Source organism: Paenibacillus sp. 1182, from assembly GCF_017833915.1.
In the GTDB taxonomy this organism is placed as follows: Bacteria; Bacillota; Bacilli; order Paenibacillales; family Paenibacillaceae; genus Paenibacillus; species Paenibacillus polymyxa_D.
The window spans coordinates 202,889-225,856 of record NZ_JAFICR010000003.1 but is presented as its reverse complement, the minus strand read 5'-3'; the positions used below and the strand labels follow the sequence as shown (position 1 = coordinate 225,856).

The 22,968-nt window shown below is 47.4% G+C and carries 24 protein-coding genes; all 24 read right to left on the bottom strand.

Features of this window, described 5'->3' with window-relative positions:
* Positions 1 to 124: 124 nt before the first annotated feature.
* Entirely contained in the window at positions 125 to 508 is a 384-nt protein-coding gene (locus tag JOD82_RS06715) for a YraN family protein (RefSeq protein ID WP_039274735.1), read from the bottom strand.
* On the bottom strand, positions 508 to 807 hold the full coding sequence (locus tag JOD82_RS06710; protein WP_023988176.1) for an EscU/YscU/HrcU family type III secretion system export apparatus switch protein: 300 nt from the start codon (positions 805 to 807) through the stop codon (positions 508 to 510). Before JOD82_RS06710 ends, JOD82_RS06715 begins: the two co-directional genes overlap by 1 nt.
* Positions 804 to 2,930, bottom strand: a complete 2,127-nt coding sequence (locus JOD82_RS06705; protein WP_209948028.1) for a prolipoprotein diacylglyceryl transferase — start codon at positions 2,928 to 2,930, stop codon at positions 804 to 806. Before JOD82_RS06705 ends, JOD82_RS06710 begins: the two co-directional genes overlap by 4 nt.
* 92 nt (positions 2,931 to 3,022) lie before the next feature.
* A complete protein-coding gene (locus tag JOD82_RS06700; RefSeq protein WP_081112524.1) occupies positions 3,023 to 3,670 on the bottom strand; it encodes a ribonuclease HII in 648 nt (215 codons plus the stop codon).
* Positions 3,671 to 3,879: 209 nt separating this feature from the next.
* Positions 3,880 to 4,740, bottom strand: a complete 861-nt coding sequence (ylqF, locus tag JOD82_RS06695; protein ID WP_029514994.1) for a ribosome biogenesis GTPase YlqF — start codon at positions 4,738 to 4,740, stop codon at positions 3,880 to 3,882.
* An 86-nt stretch (positions 4,741 to 4,826) separates the two neighbouring features.
* Positions 4,827 to 5,453: a signal peptidase I gene (lepB, locus tag JOD82_RS06690; protein WP_029514995.1), complete on the bottom strand. Its 627-nt coding sequence runs from the start codon at positions 5,451 to 5,453 to the stop codon at positions 4,827 to 4,829.
* 101 nt (positions 5,454 to 5,554) lie between these two features.
* Positions 5,555 to 5,899 (bottom strand): 50S ribosomal protein L19, encoded by a 345-nt coding sequence (rplS, locus tag JOD82_RS06685; RefSeq protein ID WP_010346403.1) that lies wholly within the window; start codon positions 5,897 to 5,899, stop codon positions 5,555 to 5,557.
* 224 nt (positions 5,900 to 6,123) lie between these two features.
* Positions 6,124 to 6,942 carry a tRNA (guanosine(37)-N1)-methyltransferase TrmD gene (gene trmD, locus JOD82_RS06680; RefSeq protein ID WP_209948026.1) on the bottom strand — a complete coding sequence of 273 codons (819 nt, stop codon included), beginning with the start codon at positions 6,940 to 6,942 and terminating at the stop codon, positions 6,124 to 6,126.
* Positions 6,942 to 7,457: a ribosome maturation factor RimM gene (rimM, locus tag JOD82_RS06675; protein ID WP_013309864.1), complete on the bottom strand. Its 516-nt coding sequence runs from the start codon at positions 7,455 to 7,457 to the stop codon at positions 6,942 to 6,944. The genes trmD and rimM overlap by 1 nt, the downstream gene beginning before the upstream one ends.
* Before the next feature lie 97 nt (positions 7,458 to 7,554).
* The gene (locus tag JOD82_RS06670) at positions 7,555 to 7,785 is read right to left on the bottom strand and encodes a KH domain-containing protein (protein WP_013309863.1); all 231 of its coding nucleotides are present in this window, start codon (positions 7,783 to 7,785) and stop codon (positions 7,555 to 7,557) included.
* A gap of 23 nt (positions 7,786 to 7,808) precedes the next feature.
* The gene (gene rpsP / locus JOD82_RS06665) at positions 7,809 to 8,081 is read right to left on the bottom strand and encodes a 30S ribosomal protein S16 (RefSeq protein WP_013309862.1); all 273 of its coding nucleotides are present in this window, start codon (positions 8,079 to 8,081) and stop codon (positions 7,809 to 7,811) included.
* Positions 8,082 to 8,147: 66 nt separating this feature from the next.
* The gene (ffh, locus tag JOD82_RS06660; RefSeq protein WP_069011393.1) at positions 8,148 to 9,524 is read right to left on the bottom strand and encodes a signal recognition particle protein; all 1,377 of its coding nucleotides are present in this window, start codon (positions 9,522 to 9,524) and stop codon (positions 8,148 to 8,150) included.
* Positions 9,525 to 9,575: 51 nt separating this feature from the next.
* Positions 9,576 to 9,944, bottom strand: coding sequence for a putative DNA-binding protein (locus tag JOD82_RS06655; protein ID WP_029514999.1), 369 nt, complete (start codon positions 9,942 to 9,944; stop codon positions 9,576 to 9,578).
* A 166-nt stretch (positions 9,945 to 10,110) separates the two neighbouring features.
* A complete protein-coding gene (trhA, locus tag JOD82_RS06650; RefSeq protein WP_025721713.1) occupies positions 10,111 to 10,761 on the bottom strand; it encodes a PAQR family membrane homeostasis protein TrhA in 651 nt (216 codons plus the stop codon).
* 165 nt (positions 10,762 to 10,926) lie between these two features.
* The gene (gene ftsY, locus JOD82_RS06645) at positions 10,927 to 11,943 is read right to left on the bottom strand and encodes a signal recognition particle-docking protein FtsY (RefSeq protein ID WP_025721714.1); all 1,017 of its coding nucleotides are present in this window, start codon (positions 11,941 to 11,943) and stop codon (positions 10,927 to 10,929) included.
* A gap of 38 nt (positions 11,944 to 11,981) precedes the next feature.
* Positions 11,982 to 15,551 carry a chromosome segregation protein SMC gene (smc, locus tag JOD82_RS06640; RefSeq protein WP_165147625.1) on the bottom strand — a complete coding sequence of 1,190 codons (3,570 nt, stop codon included), beginning with the start codon at positions 15,549 to 15,551 and terminating at the stop codon, positions 11,982 to 11,984.
* A gap of 256 nt (positions 15,552 to 15,807) precedes the next feature.
* Positions 15,808 to 16,506: a ribonuclease III gene (gene rnc, locus JOD82_RS06635; protein WP_029515003.1), complete on the bottom strand. Its 699-nt coding sequence runs from the start codon at positions 16,504 to 16,506 to the stop codon at positions 15,808 to 15,810.
* A 12-nt stretch (positions 16,507 to 16,518) separates the two neighbouring features.
* Positions 16,519 to 17,757: a beta-ketoacyl-ACP synthase II gene (fabF, locus tag JOD82_RS06630; protein WP_029515005.1), complete on the bottom strand. Its 1,239-nt coding sequence runs from the start codon at positions 17,755 to 17,757 to the stop codon at positions 16,519 to 16,521.
* Between the two features lie 228 nt (positions 17,758 to 17,985).
* Positions 17,986 to 18,219 carry an acyl carrier protein gene (locus tag JOD82_RS06625; RefSeq protein ID WP_007429985.1) on the bottom strand — a complete coding sequence of 78 codons (234 nt, stop codon included), beginning with the start codon at positions 18,217 to 18,219 and terminating at the stop codon, positions 17,986 to 17,988.
* A gap of 108 nt (positions 18,220 to 18,327) precedes the next feature.
* The gene (fabG, locus tag JOD82_RS06620) at positions 18,328 to 19,077 is read right to left on the bottom strand and encodes a 3-oxoacyl-[acyl-carrier-protein] reductase (protein WP_039274753.1); all 750 of its coding nucleotides are present in this window, start codon (positions 19,075 to 19,077) and stop codon (positions 18,328 to 18,330) included.
* Positions 19,078 to 19,127: 50 nt separating this feature from the next.
* On the bottom strand, positions 19,128 to 20,072 hold the full coding sequence (fabD, locus tag JOD82_RS06615; RefSeq protein ID WP_209948024.1) for an ACP S-malonyltransferase: 945 nt from the start codon (positions 20,070 to 20,072) through the stop codon (positions 19,128 to 19,130).
* Positions 20,073 to 20,153: 81 nt separating this feature from the next.
* Positions 20,154 to 21,143 (bottom strand): beta-ketoacyl-ACP synthase III, encoded by a 990-nt coding sequence (locus JOD82_RS06610; RefSeq protein WP_029515009.1) that lies wholly within the window; start codon positions 21,141 to 21,143, stop codon positions 20,154 to 20,156.
* Between the two features lie 8 nt (positions 21,144 to 21,151).
* Entirely contained in the window at positions 21,152 to 22,144 is a 993-nt protein-coding gene (gene plsX, locus JOD82_RS06605) for a phosphate acyltransferase PlsX (protein WP_039274759.1), read from the bottom strand.
* Positions 22,128 to 22,724, bottom strand: a complete 597-nt coding sequence (gene fapR, locus JOD82_RS06600) for a transcription factor FapR (protein WP_069011389.1) — start codon at positions 22,722 to 22,724, stop codon at positions 22,128 to 22,130. Before fapR ends, plsX begins: the two co-directional genes overlap by 17 nt.
* Positions 22,725 to 22,968: the final 244 nt, after the last annotated feature.

Sequence of the window (22,968 nt, the reverse complement as noted above, 5' to 3'; positions counted from 1 at the left end):
ATATTCATTTTAAGATGAAAATGATAACTATTCTCAATAAAATATACCTGTAGCTTTCCTTTCTGTCAACCTGCACATTTGAATTCAGTCCCGCACTCTTACCTTCGCAAAAGCTCTTACTCTTTTAAAATGCACCTATTAAATGGTCCGTAACAACTGCCTTTTCGTCAGTTAATTGTACAGAAATCATGTCAAAGCGGATTGGAGCATCTCCAATCCCATTCATATGCAAATATACAGCAGCTGTTTGGCGAACTTGGGCTATTTTACGCGCAGTAACTGATTCTGCTGGCGTTCCATATTTGGAGCTACTACGACTACGTACCTCAATAAACACGAATGTATGCTCCTGCTTGGCAATCAGATCTATTTCACCACTGCGGCATCGCCAATTACGCTCTATGATACGGTAACCCAAGTTTTCTAAAAACAAAGCCGCTGCCTCTTCGCCCATCGCTCCTTTGGCTTTCCGTTGATCCTTGCCTCCAGCCTTCATCTCATTCCTCATCACCAGTCATCCCTTGATGCAAGTCGATCCATTTGATAAATATAGGTAAGCACCTCTGCCACCAACTGATAGAGCTCAGCAGGGATTTGTTCGTCCAAATCAAGTTTGGATAGTACTTCAACCAGCGCAGCGTCCTCCTGTACCGGAACACCATGCTCTTTAGCTTTTTCTAAAATGCTATCCGCAATACGGCCGCTCCCTTTGGCAACGACAATCGGTGCTTCGCTCTCACCAGGCGTATATTTAAGGGCGACCGCCTTCTTTATGGAAGGAGAAGGAGGCTCCAACGGCTCTTTCATATTTTAAGATCGACTCCTTTATACGGCTGAGGTACATAGCTTTGTACTTCAGAAGAGACGAGGCTGTTCTGTTCAGTCCTTATGGGCATGGGCTCGGTACGAAGCGATAGAAGTTGGTATCCTAGTGACTCCAACGCTGTGTGAATGGACTCACGCCCACTGGTTAACAACGAAGCCGCCCATTCATGATCATTATGGAGCTTGACACTTACAATCCGATCTACAACCTGGACATCTACCAGGGTCGGTCCAAGCCCCTTCATGTCCAAATCAAACCAAAGACGACAGTTGGAGGCGTCCAGTTCTCCCCGTTTGCCGCGGCGAGACTGAATCTGGATCGTAGCTGTTTCACGACCGTCCGGTCCAACGAACGGTATAAACATGTGTACTTGTGCAAAAGGCGCCGTTCGGTCTGTATTGAGCAGCAACTGCTGACCTGTCAGGTTCTGTACAACCTGCTGAGCCGCCTCTTTCAAAGCGGGCGGCAGGTCGTCACTGCTCATCAGCTGGAGCAGCGCACCTTTTACGGTGGCTGCGTCTGCTGACACTGTGTCGCCTGACGTAGCCGCTAATCCCGGCAGTGTCTGGGGCATTCCCTCTGGCGACTCCATACGTGCCGTCGCCCCTTGCGCGACCTGTGTAGTCGCGCGGTGCACTTGCTGCTCATGCTCTGCACCGAGCAGCTTCAGTACGCGGCCCACCCACGGATCCTCCGTGGGGGTGAGCTGCGGGCTGGATGCCGCAGGCTGTGAAGCAGCGGCATCCGCAGTCCGCGAGGCGCCAGCCGCCGGCTGCGCTACCTCTCCCGTGGACTGGTCTGGTGCAGCCGTGCTCAGTTCGGGTGGCACGGCTGCACGCAGCTCTTGCAGCAGGAGGCGCAGCCGCTGGAGCGGCGCCTCTGGCGCAGTAACGTTGTTCGCCGCGGATGGTAGCGTAGAGCCAGCGGCTTGCTGTGCGGAAGGACGGTCTGCCATGACTGCGTTTAAGGCAGACTTCGTCCCCGTAGGCTCTGCCGTGGCCGGAGTTGGAGCACCATCGGCATCCTTAAGCTGCGTACCTGCCGCAGTAGCTTGCTGTTGTTGCTCCGCTTTGACGCGGGAGCCGTTTAATGCATCAGCAGCGCCCGATTCAGACGCATTGGCACCAGCATCCAATACCACTGGCGCTCCTCGCCCGCTAACTGCTTGCGGTTCTTCTGAAGCAGTCCCGTTGGATGCAAATGCAGTAGATCCCGCCGAAGTATCCGAATCTGTAGCCAAAACACTCGCTTCGCTTACTGTAGCAGCGAGATTGGCTGCCTGAGTCCCTTTTAACAATTCCTTGCCACCTGTGACTTGTTGTCCTGTTTCTGCCTGTTTTGTAGCAGCAGAGGCAGAAGCATCCTTGGACAATGTTAAAGCTTGGCCTTCCTGTCCATCTGCAATCACCACAGAAGAAGTGCCTGTTGGACTAACTGACGTTCGGTCAGTGCTTTTTATTGTGGCTGCTTCCCCTACTGAACGGTCAGTAGGCGTTCCCTGTCCTTGCTGCTTTAACACCGCTTCAAGTTCTTGCTCCAGCGAAGACAACAGATCATTTAAAGGAGGCCCAAACATCGCTTGACGCAATCCGTTTATGCTTTCTGCCGTCAATGGAAGTCCCCGCTGAAAAGCAACTGCCGCCGCCTGCACAAACGTTCCCAACTGTACATTGCCACTTTGCTTCGCCATAGCTTCTCGCAAAGAAGCCGCATTTTCAGATGTCAACGGCACACCATTCTTTTGCATTGCCTGTATAAGCTCCCTGTTCTGAGCTGTATCCGGCAGTCCCACCGATTCCAATACATCTGTCAGCGCTACGGTTTGCTGTGGTGTATTGGCCACATCGTTCAAAGGTTTAAGCACCGTCATTCCGCTGGGGGAAGCCGGTTGAACCTGAAACGTTGTAGTCTGCCCAGGTTGAAGAGGGGTCTCCAGCTTTGCCCTGACCTGAGAACCTTGTATTTGCAATACAGCCTCGTCGCCGTCCTCAGACACCTTTAATACGACTCCTCTTACGACCTGGCCTGGCTGCATATCAAGTTTTTTTGCCTCTCCCGCCTTCACATCTCCAAGTAATCCCCGAAATACAGATCCGATGTTCATATCGCCCCTCCTCTCACTCTCCCCCTACTCAAAAGGGGCTTATGGTATTAGTTATCCTTTATATCGGCATTGTCCCGATTCATAATAAGTAATCACAGATCAAACAGCGTCGGTTGCTCCGTCAACAGATTTCCCAGAAAGCTGCGTCTATGCATCTTTGTAGGTCCTAGCGCCAAAATTTGTTCCCTATGCAACTTGGTAGCGTAACCTTTATGTATACCGATCCCATATTCCGGATACTTCGCATCCCATTCACCTTTGCACAGCCGATCACGGGTTACCTTGGCGATGATAGAGGCCGCCGCAATAGACTGACTGTTCGCATCTCCTTTAATAATAGAGAGCTGAGGAATAGGCACATCTACCTTTTCTGCATCCACCAGTAAATAATCAGGAGACACATGTAAAGCCTCAATAGCCTGCTTCATAGCCAAACGAGCTGCTTGCTTAATATTGATATCATCAATCGTCTGCGCATCTACATAGCCAACTCCTACAGCAATGGCCTTCTCCATAATCAGCTCGTAGTACGCTTCTCTCTTCTTATCCGTCAATTTTTTGGAATCATCCACACCTTCCAGTAACTCACCCACTGGTAAAATGACTGCTGCGGCCACAACATCACCAAACAGACATCCGCGACCTACCTCGTCAATTCCTGCAATCCGCTCACAAGACTGCTCCCAGCATTTTTTTTCATAATGTAGCATGTCCTTCACTACAATCTCTTTATCTTCCATATTCAATACCTGCCCATCTATATGTAGTTTAACGCGTCATTCATGCCGTAGCTCTAGCGATTGAATTCAGCTTACCACAGACCTTCATCGTCCAAAACCCTTTTCTAACTGCCTTCAAATACCAAAAAAACCTTCCTCCTCTCCGGAGAGATGGGGAAGGTTCTTCCTTGCCACAAAGTGCTATGTTCTGTATCGGTGTACCTGTAGAATCAGTAAGGAGCTTCCAGACTGAACCGTCCCAGCTTCCCTGCACGCAGCTCACGCAAAATGATTTTTGACGCCTTTTCAAGATCCACACGTCCGCCGCTAACAATACAGCCGCGTTTACGTCCGATCGCTTCCATGACGTTGACAATTTCATCAGGATTTTCTGTATCTTCAGGACGTTTGGTGAGCTCAAAGCGCTCTGCCATTACATCCCAATAGTACTGGACCAAATATTTAGTCGCAAAAAAAGCAATATCCTCGACATTCAGAATTTCTTCCTTGATCGCACCTGTAACAGCCAGACGATAGCCTACATTCTGATCCTCGAATTTAGGCCATAGAATACCTGGTGTATCCAGCAATTCAATTTCACCGATCTTGATCCACTGCTGTGCCTTCGTTACCCCTGGACGGTCACCCGTAGCTGCAATATTACGTCCCGCCATTCGGTTGATCAGTGTCGATTTACCGACATTCGGAATACCAACAATCAACCCACGCATAGGACGCGGGTTCATTCCCTTCCGAATCTGCCGATCTATCTTTTCCTTAAGCAACAGCTTAGCCTGAATCGGGATTTCTTTTAGCCCCGTTCCAGTTGTGGCATCCACTGGTAAGGCCACATGCCCCTGTTCCTTAAAGTAGGCAATCCATTGCTGTGATACTACGGGGTCCGCCAAATCTGCTTTATTCAATATAATCATTCGCGGCTTGCCTTGCAAAATATCATCAATCATTGGATTTCGGCTGGAGAGCGGCAATCGAGCATCAATCAGCTCAATAACCAAATCAATCAGCTTTAATTTTGCTTCAATTTGGCGGCGCGCTCTGGTCATGTGACCAGGAAACCATTGAATCGTCACCGTCATCACCCCATTGTGCGTAACTCCAACTTTTACTCTTAGGCTCTTAGTTAGGATTACGGCAGCTATGCTGCTTATTAGTTATTCTAGTGGTTAATCCACTGCATATCTTTCGCCGGCCAGAAAATAACGTCAGCCCGACCCACGACTTCTTTCAAATCAATATATCCGATCATCCGACTGTCTGTACTATTGGAACGGTTATCTCCCATTACAAAAATATGCCCAGCCGGAACTTTTCCATCCTTAAACTTCTCATTTGGAAAATTTGTAAACTTGTTGTAAAGCTCGCCATTTTGATGCGCTTCTTCCAAAGGAGCTTTCAGGTAAGATTCCTGAATCGGCTTGCCATTTACTGTAATTGTGTCACCTTCTACCTTGACCGTATCTCCTTCAACGGCAATGACGCGTTTGATAAAGTCTCTTCCTTCCTCCGGCACATGAAACACGATCACTTCGCCTGGTCTAGGGGCACGGAAATCATACAAAATCTCATTCACAATGACGCGTTCTCCGGTATGAAAGTTAGGCTGCATCGACGGGCCATCCACAATAAACGGCTTAAAGAGAAGCCAGCGGATTAAAAAGACAAGCACTAACGCAATAATGATGGCCTTGAGCCACTCAAAAATCTCATTTTTTGGTTTACGCTTGGGCGTACCATCCTGATCAGTTGGCTGCTGTACAGCTCCTTGTCCTACTTCTTGCTCCATAGCTCACTGTCCTCTCTTTACGGTCAATAATCCACAGTTCCCTATGTACGTAGAAAAAACGAAAGGAGCTTGTAACCAAGCCCCTTTCGTTATTCGTTGTATTAACGACGAATTTCTTTAATTCTCGCTGCTTTACCGCGCAGTTCACGAAGATAATAAAGCTTCGCACGACGCACTTTACCACGGCGAGCCACGTCGATTTTATCGATTTTCGGGGAATGAAGCGGGAAAGTTCTTTCCACACCTACACCGTAAGAAATTTTACGAACTGTAAAAGTCTCACTGATTCCACCACCACGGCGTTTAATTACAACACCTTCAAACAACTGGATACGCTCACGAGTTCCCTCAATAACTTTCACGTGCACTTTCAAAGTGTCACCAGGACGAAAGTTAGGCAAATCTTTACGCAGTTGTTCTTCAGTGATCGCTTGGACGATATTCATCTATGACTCCCTCCTTCCGTACAGGTGTTCATGCTTCTTCTGGAAACACAACCGTTTCCTTCATCATCCACAGAGGACCACCGTATTACACACAACAGATGTATTGTATCATGGAGGATACCGCATTGCAACAACAAAAAGGGATTTGACCAAACATTATTTAATTGACTTTATTATAGAACAGGTCACTGCCTGCTTTCAAATCCACTCATGTTTAAAGCGTTTTAATGCTTGTCTTCCAAAAATTCAGCTTTGCGTTGCTCCTCAATCCACACACGCTCCTTGCCTGTCAGTTCAGCTTGTTCCAATAGATCCGGTCGGCGTTCCATCGTGCGACGTAACGCCTCTTGTCGTCTCCAAGAATCAATATTGACGTGATGCCCTGACAGGAGTACATCGGGTACTTTCCAGCCCCGAAACTCCGCAGGCCGGGTATAATGGGGGTATTCCAGCAGCCCCGTACTAAACGAGTCCGTTACCGCACTCGTTTCGTTCCCCAGAACTCCTGGAAGCAACCGTGTCACACTGTCAATGACGGTCATGGCTGGAAGCTCACCACCAGTCAATACATAATCTCCGATAGAAAGCTCATCCGTCACCAAATGCTCTCGAATACGCTCATCATAACCCTCGTAATGCCCACATATAAAAATAAGATGGTCCTCTTTAGCCAGCTCTTCCGCTTTCTTTTGCGTAAAAGTCTCGCCTTGTGGACACATCAAAATGATACGCGGAGATTTTATGTCTGTGTTACGTTCTACCCCTTCAAGTTGGTTAACTTCATCGGCAGTCTCTAATGTTGGTTGCTCTGATTTATCCAACAGCGCTTCCACAGCAGCAAAAATAGGGTCAGGCTTCAAAACCATGCCGCCCCCACCGCCATAGGGCGTATCATCCACTTGTCCGTGTTTGTTGCCGGCATACTGACGAAAATTAACCGCTTGCAGTGATACAATTCCCTTATCCCTTGCTTTTCCCAGAATGCTTGCATTAAATACTCCATCAAACATCTCTGGAAACAGGGTCAGCACATCCACCCGCATTACAGCAGACCTTCCATTAACCGTACCGTAACTCGTTTTTCACGCACGTTTACATCCAAAATAACATCTTCTATATACGGCAATAGCAGTTCCTTGCCTTTAGGCATTTTGACTACCCATACGTCATTGGCTCCCGGAGTCAAAATTTCCTTGACCACGCCGAGCTCATTTCCGTCCTCGGTCACCACTTCCATGCCGACTACTTCATGAAAATAGAATTCATTTTCTTCCAATTCGCCTAACCGCTCAGCAGATACCTTCAACAATGTACCTTTATATTTTTCAACTTCATTAATATTGTGATATTCCTTAAATTTAGCGACAACCATATTTTTTTGAAAACGCGCTGTTTCAACAGTTACGGGGATCGGTGCTTTACCTTCAGCCGGAACAATCAAAAGCTCACTGCCTTTTGCAAAGCGATCCTCTGGAAAATCTGTCGTCGTTAATATTTTTAGCTCCCCACGGATTCCATGGGTGTTCACAATTTTTCCGACATTAAACAATTGTTGCATCGTGTTCCTCCTGCTTGTAATCGGTCCCGCTCCATATCATCTTCATCATGTACGAAAAAGGGTTAGGACATACATCCTAACCCACTTTCGTATATCTTTAAGATATGATGTCTACGGTAACCCGTTTATCCATCTTAACGGCTGCTGATGCAACCACAGTGCGAAGCGCCTTGGCGATACGACCCTGCTTACCAATGATCTTGCCTACATCCTCAGGATGTACACTAAGCTCATATACAACAAGCCGATCCTTCTCCAAGGTCTTCACGGTTACATCTTCCGGATGATCGACTAAAGCCTTAGCAATGATTATCACTAATTCTTCCATGGTTGACCCTCCGTATCAGCACCTTATTTCTGTAGTTTAGACTCATGAAACTTTTTCATTACGCCCGCTTTGCTAAGCAAGTTACGGACTGTGTCGGATGCTTGTGCACCATCTTGCAACCATTTCAGCGCTTTATCTTCATCAATTTTTACAACCGCTGGTACTGTGATTGGGTTGTAGTAACCGATTTCTTCGATAAAACGACCGTCACGCGGGGAACGAGAATCAGATACCACGACGCGATAGAAAGGAGCTTTATGTGCACCCATACGTTTCAGACGAATACGAACTGCCACGAAAATTCACCTCCTTCAAAAAGTAGACTGTATATTGTTATCCATAATTCCAAGGGCCTATTGGCCTTAGCGGAAAGGAAACTTCATACCTTTACCCATACTCTTCAACTGCTTCATAGCCTTGTTTTTGCCACCCTTAGGTCCCATCATATCTGAGAACTGCTTCATCATGCGACGCATTTCGTCAAATTGCTTTATCAGACGATTTACCTCAGCCAGTGATGTTCCACTGCCTACAGAAATACGTTTGCGACGGCTATGATTAATCATGTCTGGGTTTTGCTTCTCCTGTGTGGTCATAGAATGAACGATAGCCTCAATTCGGCCCATCTGTTTGTCATCCACTTTGATATCTTTCATTTGCTTCATGTTGCCCATACCGGGAATCATATCAAGAATCTGGTCGATTGGGCCAAGCTTCTTAACTTGATCCATTTGCTCCAGAAAATCTTCGAAAGTAAACTCGGCATTACGCATTTTCCGTTCCATTTCCTTCGCCTTATCGGCGTCGATATTGGACTGCGCTTTTTCAATCAGGGACAACATGTCACCCATACCTAAAATCCGTGAAGCCATCCGTTCAGGATGAAACGGCTCCATCGCATCCAGCTTTTCACCCAATGTAGCAAACTTGATCGGACATCCCGTTACAGCTTTAACCGATAAAGCTGCACCACCACGAGTGTCGCCATCCAGCTTTGTCAGTACAACTCCCGTTAACTCTAGGCTAGTATTAAAGTGCTCCGCAACGTTAACCGCGTCCTGCCCCGTCATGCTATCTACAACCAGTAAAACTTCATCCGGGTTGACGTTGGTATGAATCTGGCGCAACTCTTCCATGAGCTCTTCATCAACATGAAGACGACCGGCAGTATCTATAATAACGTAGTCATTTCCATTATCCTTAGCATGCTGCAAACCCTGTTTTGCGATTTCCACTGGGCTTGTCTGATCTCCCAGAGTAAATACAGGAGTATTAATCTGCTCCCCAAGAACCTGAAGCTGCTTGATCGCGGCTGGTCTATAAATATCACCAGCTACAAGCAATGGGCGATGATTTTGCTTTTGCAGCAATTTCGCCAGTTTACCAGATGTCGTCGTTTTACCTGCGCCCTGGAGACCCACCATCATAATGACCGTAGGCGGTTTGTTTGCTTTGGCAAGCTTGGCCTGACTGCCACCCATCAACTCGGTCAGTTCCTTGTTCACGATGTCGATGATGACCATGCCTGGCGTAAAGCTGTCCATCACTTCCTTACCAACGGATTTCTCCTTTACCTTGGCAATAAAGTCCTTTACAACCTTGAAGTTAACGTCCGCCTCAAGCAAAGCTAATCGTACTTCGCGCATCGCCTGAGCTACATCATCCTCAGACACTTTTCCTTTACCGCGCAGTTTACTGAATACATTTTGCAAGCGAGTCGATAATCCTTCAAATGCCATACTTTCGCACCTCCTTGTCTACCAGGGTTGTTTGTTCTTAATCTATATGTCCTACAGTTCCTGCAGGCGATTTACAATTTGATGGACATGTTGCAGAGTACCTTCATCGGACTCACTGATTTTACCGAATGCCTCATACAACGTCTTATTTAATTCATCGAGATCTTGGATTCTGCGCTCATACTTACTTAGCAAACCAAGCTTTTCCTCGTACATTTCCAATACCTGTTCAGCACGTTTAATATGTTCATATACTGCCTGACGGCTAATTTGAAATTCCGATGCAATTTCCCCTAAAGAAAAATCATCATGGAAGTAATATTTTAAAAACATCTGTTGCTTCTCTGTAAGCAGAGGTTCATAGAAGTCAAACAGTCGGTTAATCCGGTTTGTCTTTTCCAGCCGATTCTCCTGACTCATCTTGTATACCTCCATCGTCAAGGAAAAACACTTTACAGTTCTTTTCAACGTTCCTTATGATACCTAAAAGAAAAGAAGATGTCAAGCGTTATCCCTTGTCATACAAAAAAAAGCCGATCCACTGTCCTTAAACGGAAGTACGGATCGACTTTTTACCCATTGTTACTTAAACCCTTACCGGAGTAAGATACAGCAGAACAGCCAGAAAATGAAGTATGCTGCCTGCCAGAACAAACAGATGCCAGATCGCATGGTGATATGGAAATGCCCGCCACACATAGAAAATCGTGCCCAACGTATACATAAGGCCACCTACGAACAATAACGTCATCCCTCCGGCGGGAACAGTCGCAACCAGAGGATTCCAGGCAATGGTGATGAGCCAGCCCATCACAATGTAAAACACGGTAGACATAAACAGGAAGCGCTTGGTGAAGAACGCCTTGAACAACACACCGAACAGTGCAATCCCCCAAATCACTCCAAACAGTGTCCATCCCAGAGTACCTCGCAGTGCAACGAGCATAAACGGGGTGTAGCTACCTGCAATAAACAGGTAAATGCAAGAATGATCGAATATTTCGAACAAATCCTTCATTTTTCCTTCACGCAGGCTATGAAGCAACGTTGAATTGGTGTACAACAACAGCATCGTAATCCCGTAAATCGTAAAGCTGACGACATGCCAAGTGGTTCCTTTCATGCTAGCAAAAACAATAAGCAACACAAGCGCTGCCACGCTTAAAACGGCTCCAATTCCATGTGTAATGGCGTTGGCTACTTCTTCCCGTCGGGAGTAGGTATAGGTGTTTGCCATCGGTTTTTCACCCGGCTTCCTGATTTATATTTTACATACAAGATACATTACATATACGACATCGACAGACCTCTTGCTTTCATTATACATCTGGGCAAACTTGAACAGCAACAGGATGGCTACTTAGTTATCCCAAACGTAGCATGAAAGCCCACTTTAAACGTATCAGTTCTGTTCTTCCTCGCCTGTAGCAGTTGCTTCGACCGTCTCTTCCTGAATCAACCCCGCGAACAACGCATGAACGAATTGCTCGGAATCAAACGGTTGAAGATCATTCACTTTTTCACCTAAGCCCACCAGCTTAACAGGCAAATTCAGCTCCTGACGGATGGCCACAACAATCCCGCCCTTCGCTGTACCATCCAACTTCGTTAGTACCAGCCCGGTTACACCGCTTTTCTCACCAAACAGCTTGGCTTGGTTAAGTGCATTTTGTCCAGTCGTCGCATCAAGTACCAACAACACTTCATGAGGAGCATCTGGAATTTCGCGTTGAATCACACGGAAAATTTTGTTCAGTTCCTCCATCAGATTGCTTTTATTCTGAAGACGTCCTGCGGTATCACACAACAAAACATCCACTTGTCGCTGCTTGGCAGCCTGTACGGCATCAAACATAACTGCAGCCGGATCGGAACCGGATTGCTGCTTAATAACCTCTACACCTGCCCGCTCGCCCCATACCTCCAACTGTTCGATCGCACCCGCCCGGAACGTATCTCCGGCAGCCAATAATACTTTTTTTCCCTCTTGTTTAAAACGATGAGCTAACTTGCCAATGGTTGTCGTTTTGCCGACGCCATTGACTCCCACGAATAGAATGACTGTAATTCCGTCAGGACTCATTTTGAGCTGACTGTTGTCATTCCCCCGCAGCAACTCGGACAGCTTTTCCGACAATACAGGCTGTAATTCGGATGCATCCTCAATTTTGCGCTTTTTCACTTCTTCTCGCAGGTCTTCAATGAGGTTCATAACCGTGTTGACGCCTACGTCCGCTCCGATCAGAATTTCTTCCAGTTCCTCATAAAATTCCTCATCAATCTTTTTACGGCGAATCATCAAGTCCGTTACTTTTTCAACAAAACCTTTACGCGTTTTTTCCAAACCATCTTTGAACTGTTTTGTGACCGATTCAGTTTTGTTTGCAATGCTTTCCTTCAATTTCCTAAAGAAACTCATGGATTCCCTCCGTTGGTCTGAAAGTATGTTGTTTAATGTCAGGCAATCTCAGCTTCATCGTTGTCCAGCTTGACAGATACGAGTTTGGAAACCCCGCCTTCCTCCATCGTAACCCCGTACAGCACATCAGATTCTTCCATTGTGCCCTTGCGGTGTGTGACTACAATGAACTGTGTCTGCTCCGAGAATTCTCGTAAATACTGGGCAAAACGCACCACGTTTGCTTCGTCCAATGCAGCCTCTACTTCATCGAGTACACAGAATGGAACAGGTTTAACGTGTAAAATGGCAAATAGTAACGCCATCGCTGTTAACGCACGCTCACCGCCCGACAGTAGCTGCAAGTTTTGCAGTTTTTTGCCCGGTGGCTGAGCTACGATGTCAATTCCCGTCTCCAATAAGCGTTCCGGGTCAAGTAACACGAGATCAGCACGTCCGCCTCCGAACAGCTTGGAGAATACCGTTCCAAATTCGCGCCGAATAGCATCGAACGTAGTCTTAAAGCGTTTGGACATTTCTTCATCCATTTCACGAATAACCTGATAAAGTGTTGTCTTGGCCTCCACCAAATCAGACTTTTGCTCATCAAGAAACGTATAACGCTCATGCACACGCTGGTATTCATCAATGGCGCCCAGGTTCACCTCACCCAACGCGGAAATACCACGTTTGAGCCTTTCTACCTCGCTCTGCGTGCCTTCAATATCTTCCGGTATAGGGTAACGCTGCTTGGCTAACTCATAGCTGAGTTCATAATCATCACTTAATTTTTTCAGTACGTTTTCCAGCTCCACATCAAGCCGATTTACTCCAATTTCCGTTTGACGAAGCAACTCCTCCACTGACTTGAGCTGAATTCGCTGTTCTTTCGTGTCGTTCTCAGCCACTTCAAGCTTTTTGGACAAGCTACTGCGTGCAGCCCGTTTGAATTCCAGTTGCTGTGCGGCTTCTTCCTTTTTCAAACGGTATTGATTGAGATTTTCAATCTGTTTCACGGTCTCCTGCTCATTGGTCAGCAAATCTGCTTCGATGGAAGCAAGCAAGGTTTTGTTTTGTCTCGAATCTTTACCAAGAGTATCATAATCCCCACGCAATCTGCGCAACTGCTCTTCCAAAGAAAAGCGCTCTTGGTCCAGCTTTCCTTCTCTTACCTTGAGATTCGTAAGCTCTCCCTGCAGCTGCTCTTTGGCAGATTCGTTAGCTTTACGGGCAAATTCAGCAGCGTGAATGGCCTGATGCGTTTTCTTTTCTTCTTCTTCCAGCGCAGCCAACTTTACCAACGCTTCTTCACGGGAAGTTTCCAGCTCCTTGATTTCCTGATCAAAGCCCTTTTTCTCCTGACCAGACGCAGCGACCTGCTCCAGAACATGACGAAGTTCATGCTCCAGTTGCTTGAGTTCCATTGCCATCTGCTGCTCTTCACCGCGCTTCACATCGCCGCCCTGGCGCAACTCGTCCAGACGGGTCTGTGTCTCTTCCAACTGGCGTTTGGTATCTATTGCACTCTGGCGCAACCTTGCAATTTGCTGCTCCGTATCTACAATGTCCTGGTCCAACTGATCCAGCTGACGTTTGCGTCCAAGCAGATTAGCATTTTTCTTAAACTGGCTTCCCCCAGTCATGGAACCCCCTGCATTGACAACATCGCCTTCCAAAGTGACCACGCGGTATCTATATTGGCAACGGGCCGCAATACGGTTTGCATCTTCCAACGTACGGGCAATGACCACATTCCCCAAGAGACTGCCTACAATTCCGGCATATCGATCATCATACTGAACAAGATCTGCACCGATTCCGACAAAGCCTTCGGCTCCTTCTGCAATTTGGCGTTCTCCTGCACCGATTTGACGCGGACGGATAACATCCATAGGCAAAAATGTCGCTCTGCCCAGTTGACGCTGCTTTAGAAAACTGATTGCCTGTCTGGATACGGATTCATTTTCCATCACGATATGCTGAACTGATGCACCCAAAGCAGTTTCCATTGCCTGCTCTAAATGCTCAGGCACCCGAATCAGCTCTGCTACCGCTCCATGCACACCGTGCAAGGTTTCTTTTCGTGCAGCCTTCAATACCTCTTTAACTCCAAGCATGAAGCCGTCAAAGTCATCCTGCATTTCCTTCATTGTATCTCGCCGTGAAATTTGAGCCTCACGTTTTTGTTCCCATTTACGAACTGTACCCTGGTTTTCTTCCAAAAGTTTTTGCAGGGCCTGGTACTTTTCACTTCCCTGAATATAGCCACTACGCAAACTACTGATTTCCTGCCCCAGCTTCTGAACCGCAGCTTCCAATCCCTTTTTGCGCTGTTCAAGTTGTACTTTCTGGGCTTCCCATTTGCCGGATTCGTCACTTACACGAGTCACACGCCGTTCCAATGCTTCCTTCTGTTGGTCTGTATAACGGATTTCGTTACGCGCCTGCGCCATCTGATTCATCAGCTCCAGCAGACCACCCTTTAGGCTTTCTTCCTGCTCCTGGCTGATTCCGCCTGTAACTCCAATCAGTTTGGCCTCTTCGTCAGACAGCCGTGCACGCAACTCGTCAAGCTCTACATTCAGTGCAGACAGCTTTTCGTTCAGCTGATCCAGTTCACTCTTGCGCTCGGAATGCCGTGATTCGCTTGTGCTAAGTGATAAGATCAGCTGTTCCCGATTAGCCGCCAGATTGCGTGTGCGCTCTTTGAGCAATTCGCCGTAGCCTTCACTTTTCTCCGTCGCTTCACTGTATTGCAGCAGATCCCTTTGCAACTGTTCTACCTGCTCTTCCAGCTGGCGTAATTCGTTGCGGTCGCTTTCCAGCATCGCATCATGGCGGGAGACCACCGTAGACAACTGAAGTTGCTCCTGCTGCAGCAAAGCTAATTTGGAAGTCGCATCGCTCCACGAAGTATGAATTTGTTCAATTTGATGGACGTACATAGAGATTTCTTTTGATTTCAATTCACCGCGTAGCTCTTTAAAATGAATCGCCTTTTCAGACTGCTCCTTAAGCGGTCCAATCTGATCTTCCAGTTCACTAACTAAATCGTGAATACGCAGCAAATTTTGCTCCGTCTCATCCAGCTTGCGAACCGCATCTTTTTTACGGGATTTATATTTTACGATACCCGAGGCTTCCTCAAAAATACCTCGACGATCCTCAGATCGAGTACTTAGGATTTCTTCAATGCGTCCCTGCCCAATAATGGAATAAGCTTCTTTACCAATCCCTGTATCCATAAACAGCTCTGTAATATCTCGGAGTCTGCATGATTGCCGATTAATGAAATATTCACTATCCCCACTTCGATGTACACGTCGCGTTACCGTGACTTCACCAAAATCCAGAGGCAACGCCTGATCTTCATTATCCAACGTAAGCGATACTTCACCGTAATTAACAGCCTTACGAGCATCACTACCTGCAAAAATAATGTCCTCCATTTTGCCGCCACGCAGTGATTTGGCACTCTGTTCGCCCAGCACCCAACGAATCCCGTCGGAAATATTACTTTTTCCGCTTCCGTTAGGTCCGACGACTGCCGTAATGCCGCGGACAAATTCCATTTCCGTTTTATCTGCAAACGATTTGAAGCCCGCCAGCTCAATGCGCTTTAAAAACATGCTCAATCTCACCTCTAACATTTCAAATATGCTTGTACAACACCGTTTACCTGATTGATATGAATTATCCCTATTGTAGCATAAACTAGCTTGTTTAAAGCACAGTACCAACACTCACATTACACCAGCAAAGCCACGAAAAAAGAGCAAAACGCAGTCCATTCGCCATTACGGGCCGGGACTCCCCGCGGACTGCCCTTTGCTCTTACTTTGTGCCCCCTGCTTGCGTAACCCGTCCGGGCTGCTCAGGTACCGATTACGATTCTGCCAGCTTCAAACGGTTTAAAGCTACTGCCGCCGCTTGCTGCTCAGCTTCTTTTTTGGAGCGCCCCGTACCTGCCCCTAGCCGTTCGCTGTCCATATATACCTCGGCTACAAACTCGCGCTCATGGGCTGGTCCGCGCTCCTCTACAATCTTGTATTCAAGCATCCCCATGTTATGATGCTGTGTCAGTTCCTGAAGCTCTGTTTTGAAATCACTCATCTGAAGTTTACCATTTAATACAATTTGAGGGAAAATATAATGTTCCAGAAACGAACGGACGGCCTCCAGACCCTGATCCAAATAAAGCGCACCTACGAACGCTTCGAATACATCAGCCAACAGAGCCGGACGAGTACGTCCACCTGTCAACTCTTCACCTTTTCCAAGCAGCACATATTGCCCAAACTCAAGTCCGACAGCAAACTTCACCAGAGAAGGCTCACAGACAATAGCTGCACGCAGCTTGGTGAGTTCGCCTTCGGGTCGGTTAGGGTACTGATTGTACAATTGCTCGGACACCGTCAGTTCCAGAACAGCGTCACCTAAAAATTCAAGACGCTCATTGTCTGCATGCTGACTGAACCGATGTTCGTTTACGTAGGAAGCGTGCGTAAAGGCCTGCTTCAGAAGCTGCCGATTGTTGAATTGAATATGAAGTTTCTGCTGTAATTGCTTCAAGTCTCCACTCAACGAACTGACCCCTTATGCTTCATATTTTTTTAGAATAACCGTAGCATTGTGACCGCCAAAACCAAAGGAATTGGACATAACCACATTCAGTTCCGCTTTTCTCGGCTTATTAGGTACATAATCAAGATCGCATGCCGGGTCTTGATTATCCAAATTAATCGTTGGCGGAATCGTCTGGTGCTGAAGGGCGAGACCACAGATCACGGCTTCAACGCCGCCCGCTGCACCCAATAAATGCCCTGTCATCGACTTAGTTGAGCTGATCGCTACCTTATAGGCATGATCTCCAAGCGTTTTCTTAACTGCTTCCGTTTCGGATTTATCACCGACTGGCGTAGACGTACCATGTGCATTGATATAATCAATCTCCTCAGGATTCAATCCGGCATCACGGATCGCCATTCTAATGCAGCGTGCCGCTCCCTCTGGATCAGGCTCCGTCATATGATGAGCATCGCCAGAAAGACCGTAGCCAATCACTTCACCGTAAATACGCGCACCACGCTTCAAAGCATGATCCAACGATTCCAGAATAAGAACACCAGAGCCTTCGCCCATAACAAACCCGTCTCTTTCGGTATCAAAAGGGCGGCTTGCCTTTTCAGGCTCGTCGTTACGCGTGGACATCGCTCGCATGGAACAAAATCCAGCCATACCAATCGGACGAATAGTCGCCTCAGCTCCTCCGCAAATCATGGCGTCTGCGTCGCCGCGCTGAATCATGCGGAAGGAATCGCCAATAGCATGACTGCCCGTGGCACAAGCCGTAACTGGTGATGTATTGGGGCCTTTAGCACCGAGCGAAATCGACACTTGACCGGAACCCATATTAGCAATCATCATCGGGATGAAGAAAGGGCTTACGCGTTTAGGTCCTTTTTCAATCAGTGCGTTGTGCTGATCTTCCCAAGTTCCCAATCCGCCAATACCGGAACCGACAGATACACCAACACGCTCAGCTTCCGCATTTTCTCCGATTACAAGTCCGCTGTCCTCAAGCGCCAATTTACTAGCAGCAACCGCAAACTGCACAAAGCGGTCCATTTTACGCGCATCCTTACGTTCAATATAATCCTCTGGATTAAAATCTTTAATGGAAGCGGCTATTTTCGTAGTGTACTCACTTGTATCGAAAGCTTCGATTTCACTGACGCCGGATTTTCCGGCCATCAGATTATCCCATAGTGTGTTCAAATCCTGTCCCAGCGAAGTGATTACACCCATTCCTGTTATGACAACACGTTGTTTCAAAGATAATCACCTCTATGTCTACTGCATATTGTATTTTAAGACCGCACACTCTTGTGCGTTAAAATAATATAGAATCAACTAAAGTTAGTAATGCGGCATACTTCTCAGCCTTTGACTAAGTTAAGCTGAACCAAACTCAAAAACACGCGGCAATTCCGCCTTTAGTTCAATCTGTATAATTAGGAGAAAGTCCCGCCTGTAACAGAACGGGACTTTTGATGACATGAATTAGGTATGAGATTGTATGTACTTCACAACTTCACCTACAGTTGTAATTTTCTCTGCATCTTCATCAGAGATTTCCATATCAAACTCATCTTCCAATTCCATTACCAATTCAACTACATCGAGAGAATCAGCGCCTAAATCATCTTTAAAAGATGCTTCAAGTGTAACTTCGGCTTCGTCGGCTCCCAAACGGTCAACGACAATGCGTTTTACGCGCTCCAATACATCGGACATCCGGCTCACCTCCTCTTAGGTATTATACGAAAATTACAATTAAAATGCCATAGAAGAGAGTTTTCTTTGACAACTCTTCATCGGGGCATGCAGATTGGCAACATGCTACTACATATACATGCCGCCATCCACATGCAAAGTCTGGCCCGTCATATATGAGGAAGCATCCGAGGCCAAGAACAGCACCACGTCAGCAATTTCCTCAGGCCGTCCAAGACGGGCCAGCGGAATACCGCTAAGCATATTGTCACGCAAATCATCAGCCAGTACCTGCGTCATCTCAGTATCGATGAATCCAGGAGCCACGCAGTTCACTGTAATACCTCTCGAAGCAAGCTCTCGAGCAGAGGATTTGGTAAGACCAATCACCCCTGCTTTAGCAGCAACGTAGTTGGCTTGTCCTGCATTGCCAAGAACACCAACCACGGAGGAGATATTGATAATTCGGCCAGAACGCTGTTTCATCATTGGACGTGTTGCCGCCTTAAGACAATTAAACACACCCTTCAGATTCGTTTCGATCACCTGATCGAATTCCTCTTCCTTCATGCGCATGATTAAATTATCTCTTGTTATGCCGGCATTATTCACCAGGATGTCAATCTTGCCCCAAGCGCCAATCACATCCTTGATCAACTGATCTGCTTCGTCAGCGCGACCGACATTAGCCTGAACTGTAATAGCCTCCACACCTTTGGCACGAATCTGCTCAGCTACCTCAGTCGCAGCCGCTTCACTACCAGCATAGTTTACCGCCACATTAGCGCCTGCATCAGCCAGCGCCAGCGCGATACTACGGCCAATTCCGCGCGACGCTCCCGTAACGAGCGCCGTTTTTCCACTTAATGGCTTAGACATCATAGTCCTCCCTTGCAAGTATATAACCCGTTAAGGCAATAATTATACTTTTAACGGGCCTCCAAGGCTTCCGTTACAGAAGCAATCGACTCCAGGCTACTTATATTATACAGCTTAACCGTTTTGTCGATTTTTTTAACCAGTCCAGTCAAAACACTTCCCGGTCCAAACTCAACAAAAGTGTCAACACCTTGTTCCAGTAGCCATGCTACACTGTCTTCCCACAGTACCGGAGAATAGACCTGATCCACCAACAGTTGGCGGATTTCATTCCCCTCACGTACAGGTTTAGCTGTTACATTAGCCACCACCGGAATCTGAGCTTCAGAGAAAGTTACAGTCCCCAACTTCTCTGAGAGCTTGGTCGCTGCTTCCTTCATCAATGACGAGTGGAAAGGACCGCTAACCTCCAGAGTAATAGCACGCTTGCCGCCTGCTTCCTTCACACGTTCAGCGACAGCAGCTACGCCTTCCTTCGTACCAGATACGACAATCTGTCCGGGACAATTGATGTTGGCTAGTTCGACCAGTTGACCAGACTCCGTAATATCACGGCACAATGCTGCCAATGCTTCACGATCAGCTCCCAACACAGCAGCCATACCGCCTTGTCCAGCAGGAATAGCCTGTTCCATAAACTGACCACGTGCACGAACAGTCTCAACCGCATCCGCAAATGCAAGGACACCTGAAGCAACTAGCGCGCTGTACTCTCCTAGACTGTGCCCAGCTACATAATCGGGATGAATGTCCATTTTTTCCTTGAACGCTTCATACAGTGCAATGCTCGCCGTTAACAGTGCAGGCTGCGTATTGGATGTTTGCTTCAAAGCTGTGTCTGGCCCTTCAAAAACCAGTGTGCTTAGTGCGAACCCTAACCGTTCGTCCGCTTGGCGAAATACTTCTGTTGCAGCTGGAACTGCTTCATAAGCATCTTTAGCCATACCTACAGCTTGTGAACCCTGACCGGGGAATATAAATGCCGTTTTGCCCATCGTGTATGCACCTCTCTATATCCAATGCTTGTCCTGTAAAACACTACACAAATTCAATATTATATCAAAAATTCCATCTTATTACCAGACAAGAACCGACGCTCCCCAGGTCAAGCCACCGCCAAAGCCCACCATTAATACACGGTCGCCTTCCTTCATGCGGCCTTCCTCAGCTGCTTCTACTAGGGCGAGAGGGATTGATGCTGCGGATGTATTCGCATATTTATGAACATTAACAACTACCTTTTCCTCTGGCAAATCCAGACGTTGCATCGCCGATTGGATGATGCGAACATTGGCTTGATGTGGAACGAACAGATCAATATCATCTTTGGACAGCCCTGCTTTTTCCAACACATCAACCGTTGCCGTTCCCATAACACGAACCGCGAACTTGAACACTTCGCGTCCGTTCATGTAAATATAGTGCTGTTTATTCTCCAGTGTGTCTGCACTCGCAGGCAAACGCGAGCCACCAGCTTCCAGCTTAAGCAAGGTTCCACCTGCGCCTTCAGCCCCGAGATCAAAGGATTGGAATCCTCTGCCTTCAGGCACTTCGCCAATCACTACAGCTCCTGCACCATCTCCGAATAGGACACAGGTATTGCGGTCGGTATAATCTGTAATCCGAGAAAGACAGTCTGCCCCAATGATTAACGCATTATTATAAATACCTGTCTTAATGAAGCTCGTTGCCGTAGCCAGTCCGTATACAAAACCCGAGCATGCCGCAGACAAATCGAAAGCCGCTGCGCCTTTGGCTCCCAGTTTGTCCTGAAGAATGCAGGCAGTTGACGGAAACGCCATATCCGGTGTAACCGTAGCTACAATAATTAAATCCAGATCCTGTGCCGTCATACCCGCGGACTCCAACGCCTTAATTGCTGCTTCATAAGCTAAATCAGATGTAGCCTGCTCTGGAGCTGCAATATGGCGCTCCTGAATCCCTGTACGGCTGACAATCCATTCATCACTTGTTTCTACGATTGCTTCCAAATCTTTATTGGTCAGAATTTTCTCAGGTACGTATTTCCCTGTTCCGATAACACCAACCGGCCGTAATTTATTCATATCGTCACTCACTTCCTGCTGATTTCCTTGGATATACTTTCCACCAACCGGTTTTGCAAGGCCGTACGAGCCTGCCTTACCGCATTTTTGACGGCAACGCCGTCAGACGAACCGTGACTTTTCAGGACGAGTCCACTCAAACCCAGCAAAGGAGCCCCGCCATGCTCTTTATAATCCAATTTACCTTTCAGACTGCGGAGCTCAGGCATAATCAAGGCTGCCGCAAGCTTGGTCTTCAAGGATTTGGTGAATTGCTCTTTTAAGAGAGAAAATATGGCCCCCGCTGTACCCTCTAGTGATTTTAGCATGATATTTCCAGCAAATCCATCACACACCAGTACATCGCAATTCCCAGTTAACACATCTCTCGATTCAACATTACCCACAAAATGGACAGGTAACTGCTCAATAAGTGGAAATGCCAACTTCGTCAGTTCATTGCCCTTCCCAGCTTCAGTCCCCACATTCAGCAGACCCACCCTTGGAGAAGTCACACCGTGAACTTTCTGACGATACAAGCTCCCCATCAGTGCATACTGGGCAAGATGCTCAGGCTTGGCATCCATATTGGCTCCCAAGTCAAGCGCCAGAATACCCTGATCGTCAATCGTCGGTATCATCGGTGCGAGAGCCGGACGTTCAATGCCCTCCATTCTTCCAACCACCAGCAACCCCGTGGTCATTAGCGCGCCTGTATTACCTGCAGATATCATGGCATCCGCTTCGCCTTCTCTGACCATTCGACCAGCTACGACCATTGAAGCATCCTTTTTGCGGCGCACCGCCTTTACAGGCTCGTCCTGCGCATCTATCGTTTCGGATGCATGGCGAATGCTGAGGTTCGTCGGCAACGCTCTACCGTTCAGAACCGATTCAATTCGTTCCCGGTCACCAACCAGCGTAATGTCCGTATCCTTCCATTCCGCCGCCGCAGATAGCGCGCCCTCTACTGTCGCCTCAGGAGCATTATCTCCCCCCATGGCATCAATGGCGATCCGCATGCTGACTTCCTCCTTCGCTATACTCTTCCTCCGTGGAGCGATAAATGATAAAGTTGCCTTGGAACACCATTTCTTCTCCTACGTAGGCGAAAACTTCCACTTTAGCCTTCCCTTTTTGTTCTGGATTTGAACGTACATATGCCTTGGCAATGCACTTCTCACCTAAATGAACCGGGCGGACAAAGCGTATATCCGCTGATGCAGTCAATGCTATCTCATCATTAATCACAGCAACGGCCAATGAATTGGCCTGAGCAAATACATAATGCCCCCGCGCAATGCCAGTACGCGAAAAAACATGTTCCTCTTTAATCTCAAAAATCGAAATACCGCTTCGATCCAACTGCAGATCAACGATATCCCCGATCACTTCATGCAAAGGCAAGGAACGAACCTGGTCGTAGGAGCGCTCAGCCATCAGCTTTAGCCGTTCCCGCAATTCGGGGATTCCCAGCTCCATCCGGTCCAGCCGAATAGTCTGAATACTCACCTTCAGCTGTCTTGTCAATTCCTGATCCGTTACGAATGGATTATCATCAATTAATTGAGTCAGCCGCTGCTGTCTCTGTCTCTTCGGCAAACGTTCGATGTCAGTGACGCCTCCTTTCCCTACAATAAACCATCGTTCAGACGACAGTTCGGGTTACTTTACTTCACTTTCTAACGGCGAAACTTCAAGCCGATTTGTCTTCTTGTATGTATAAAGGAACCCCTTCGGCCCTTCTTTCTTAGAACCTGGTACTAAAACAGTATATAGCATGCTGACGTAAAAAGGAAGCATGCAGACAAAAAAAGTAGCGCCTCACTGAAGTGAAGCGCTACTT

Bases quoted from the DNA above. Each gene is read 5' to 3' on its own strand.
- JOD82_RS06715 (WP_039274735.1), bottom strand. From the start codon at position 508: ATGAGGAATGAGATGAAGGCTGGAGGCAAGGATCAACGGAAAGCCAAA.
- JOD82_RS06710 (WP_023988176.1), bottom strand. From the start codon at position 807: ATGAAAGAGCCGTTGGAGCCTCCTTCTCCTTCCATAAAGAAGGCGGTC.
- JOD82_RS06705 (WP_209948028.1), bottom strand. From the start codon at position 2,930: ATGAACATCGGATCTGTATTTCGGGGATTACTTGGAGATGTGAAGGCG.
- JOD82_RS06700 (WP_081112524.1), bottom strand. From the start codon at position 3,670: ATGGAAGATAAAGAGATTGTAGTGAAGGACATGCTACATTATGAAAAA.
- lepB (WP_029514995.1), bottom strand. From the start codon at position 5,453: ATGGAGCAAGAAGTAGGACAAGGAGCTGTACAGCAGCCAACTGATCAG.
- rplS (WP_010346403.1), bottom strand. From the start codon at position 5,899: ATGAATATCGTCCAAGCGATCACTGAAGAACAACTGCGTAAAGATTTG.
- trmD (WP_209948026.1), bottom strand. From the start codon at position 6,942: ATGCGGGTGGATGTGCTGACCCTGTTTCCAGAGATGTTTGATGGAGTA.
- rimM (WP_013309864.1), bottom strand. From the start codon at position 7,457: ATGCAACAATTGTTTAATGTCGGAAAAATTGTGAACACCCATGGAATC.
- JOD82_RS06670 (WP_013309863.1), bottom strand. From the start codon at position 7,785: ATGGAAGAATTAGTGATAATCATTGCTAAGGCTTTAGTCGATCATCCG.
- ffh (WP_069011393.1), bottom strand. From the start codon at position 9,524: ATGGCATTTGAAGGATTATCGACTCGCTTGCAAAATGTATTCAGTAAA.
- JOD82_RS06655 (WP_029514999.1), bottom strand. From the start codon at position 9,944: ATGAGTCAGGAGAATCGGCTGGAAAAGACAAACCGGATTAACCGACTG.
- trhA (WP_025721713.1), bottom strand. From the start codon at position 10,761: ATGGCAAACACCTATACCTACTCCCGACGGGAAGAAGTAGCCAACGCC.
- ftsY (WP_025721714.1), bottom strand. From the start codon at position 11,943: ATGAGTTTCTTTAGGAAATTGAAGGAAAGCATTGCAAACAAAACTGAA.
- smc (WP_165147625.1), bottom strand. From the start codon at position 15,551: ATGTTTTTAAAGCGCATTGAGCTGGCGGGCTTCAAATCGTTTGCAGAT.
- JOD82_RS06625 (WP_007429985.1), bottom strand. From the start codon at position 18,219: ATGTCCGATGTATTGGAGCGCGTAAAACGCATTGTCGTTGACCGTTTG.
- fabG (WP_039274753.1), bottom strand. From the start codon at position 19,077: ATGTCTAAGCCATTAAGTGGAAAAACGGCGCTCGTTACGGGAGCGTCG.
- fabD (WP_209948024.1), bottom strand. From the start codon at position 20,072: ATGGGCAAAACGGCATTTATATTCCCCGGTCAGGGTTCACAAGCTGTA.
- JOD82_RS06610 (WP_029515009.1), bottom strand. From the start codon at position 21,143: ATGAATAAATTACGGCCGGTTGGTGTTATCGGAACAGGGAAATACGTA.
- plsX (WP_039274759.1), bottom strand. From the start codon at position 22,144: ATGCGGATCGCCATTGATGCCATGGGGGGAGATAATGCTCCTGAGGCG.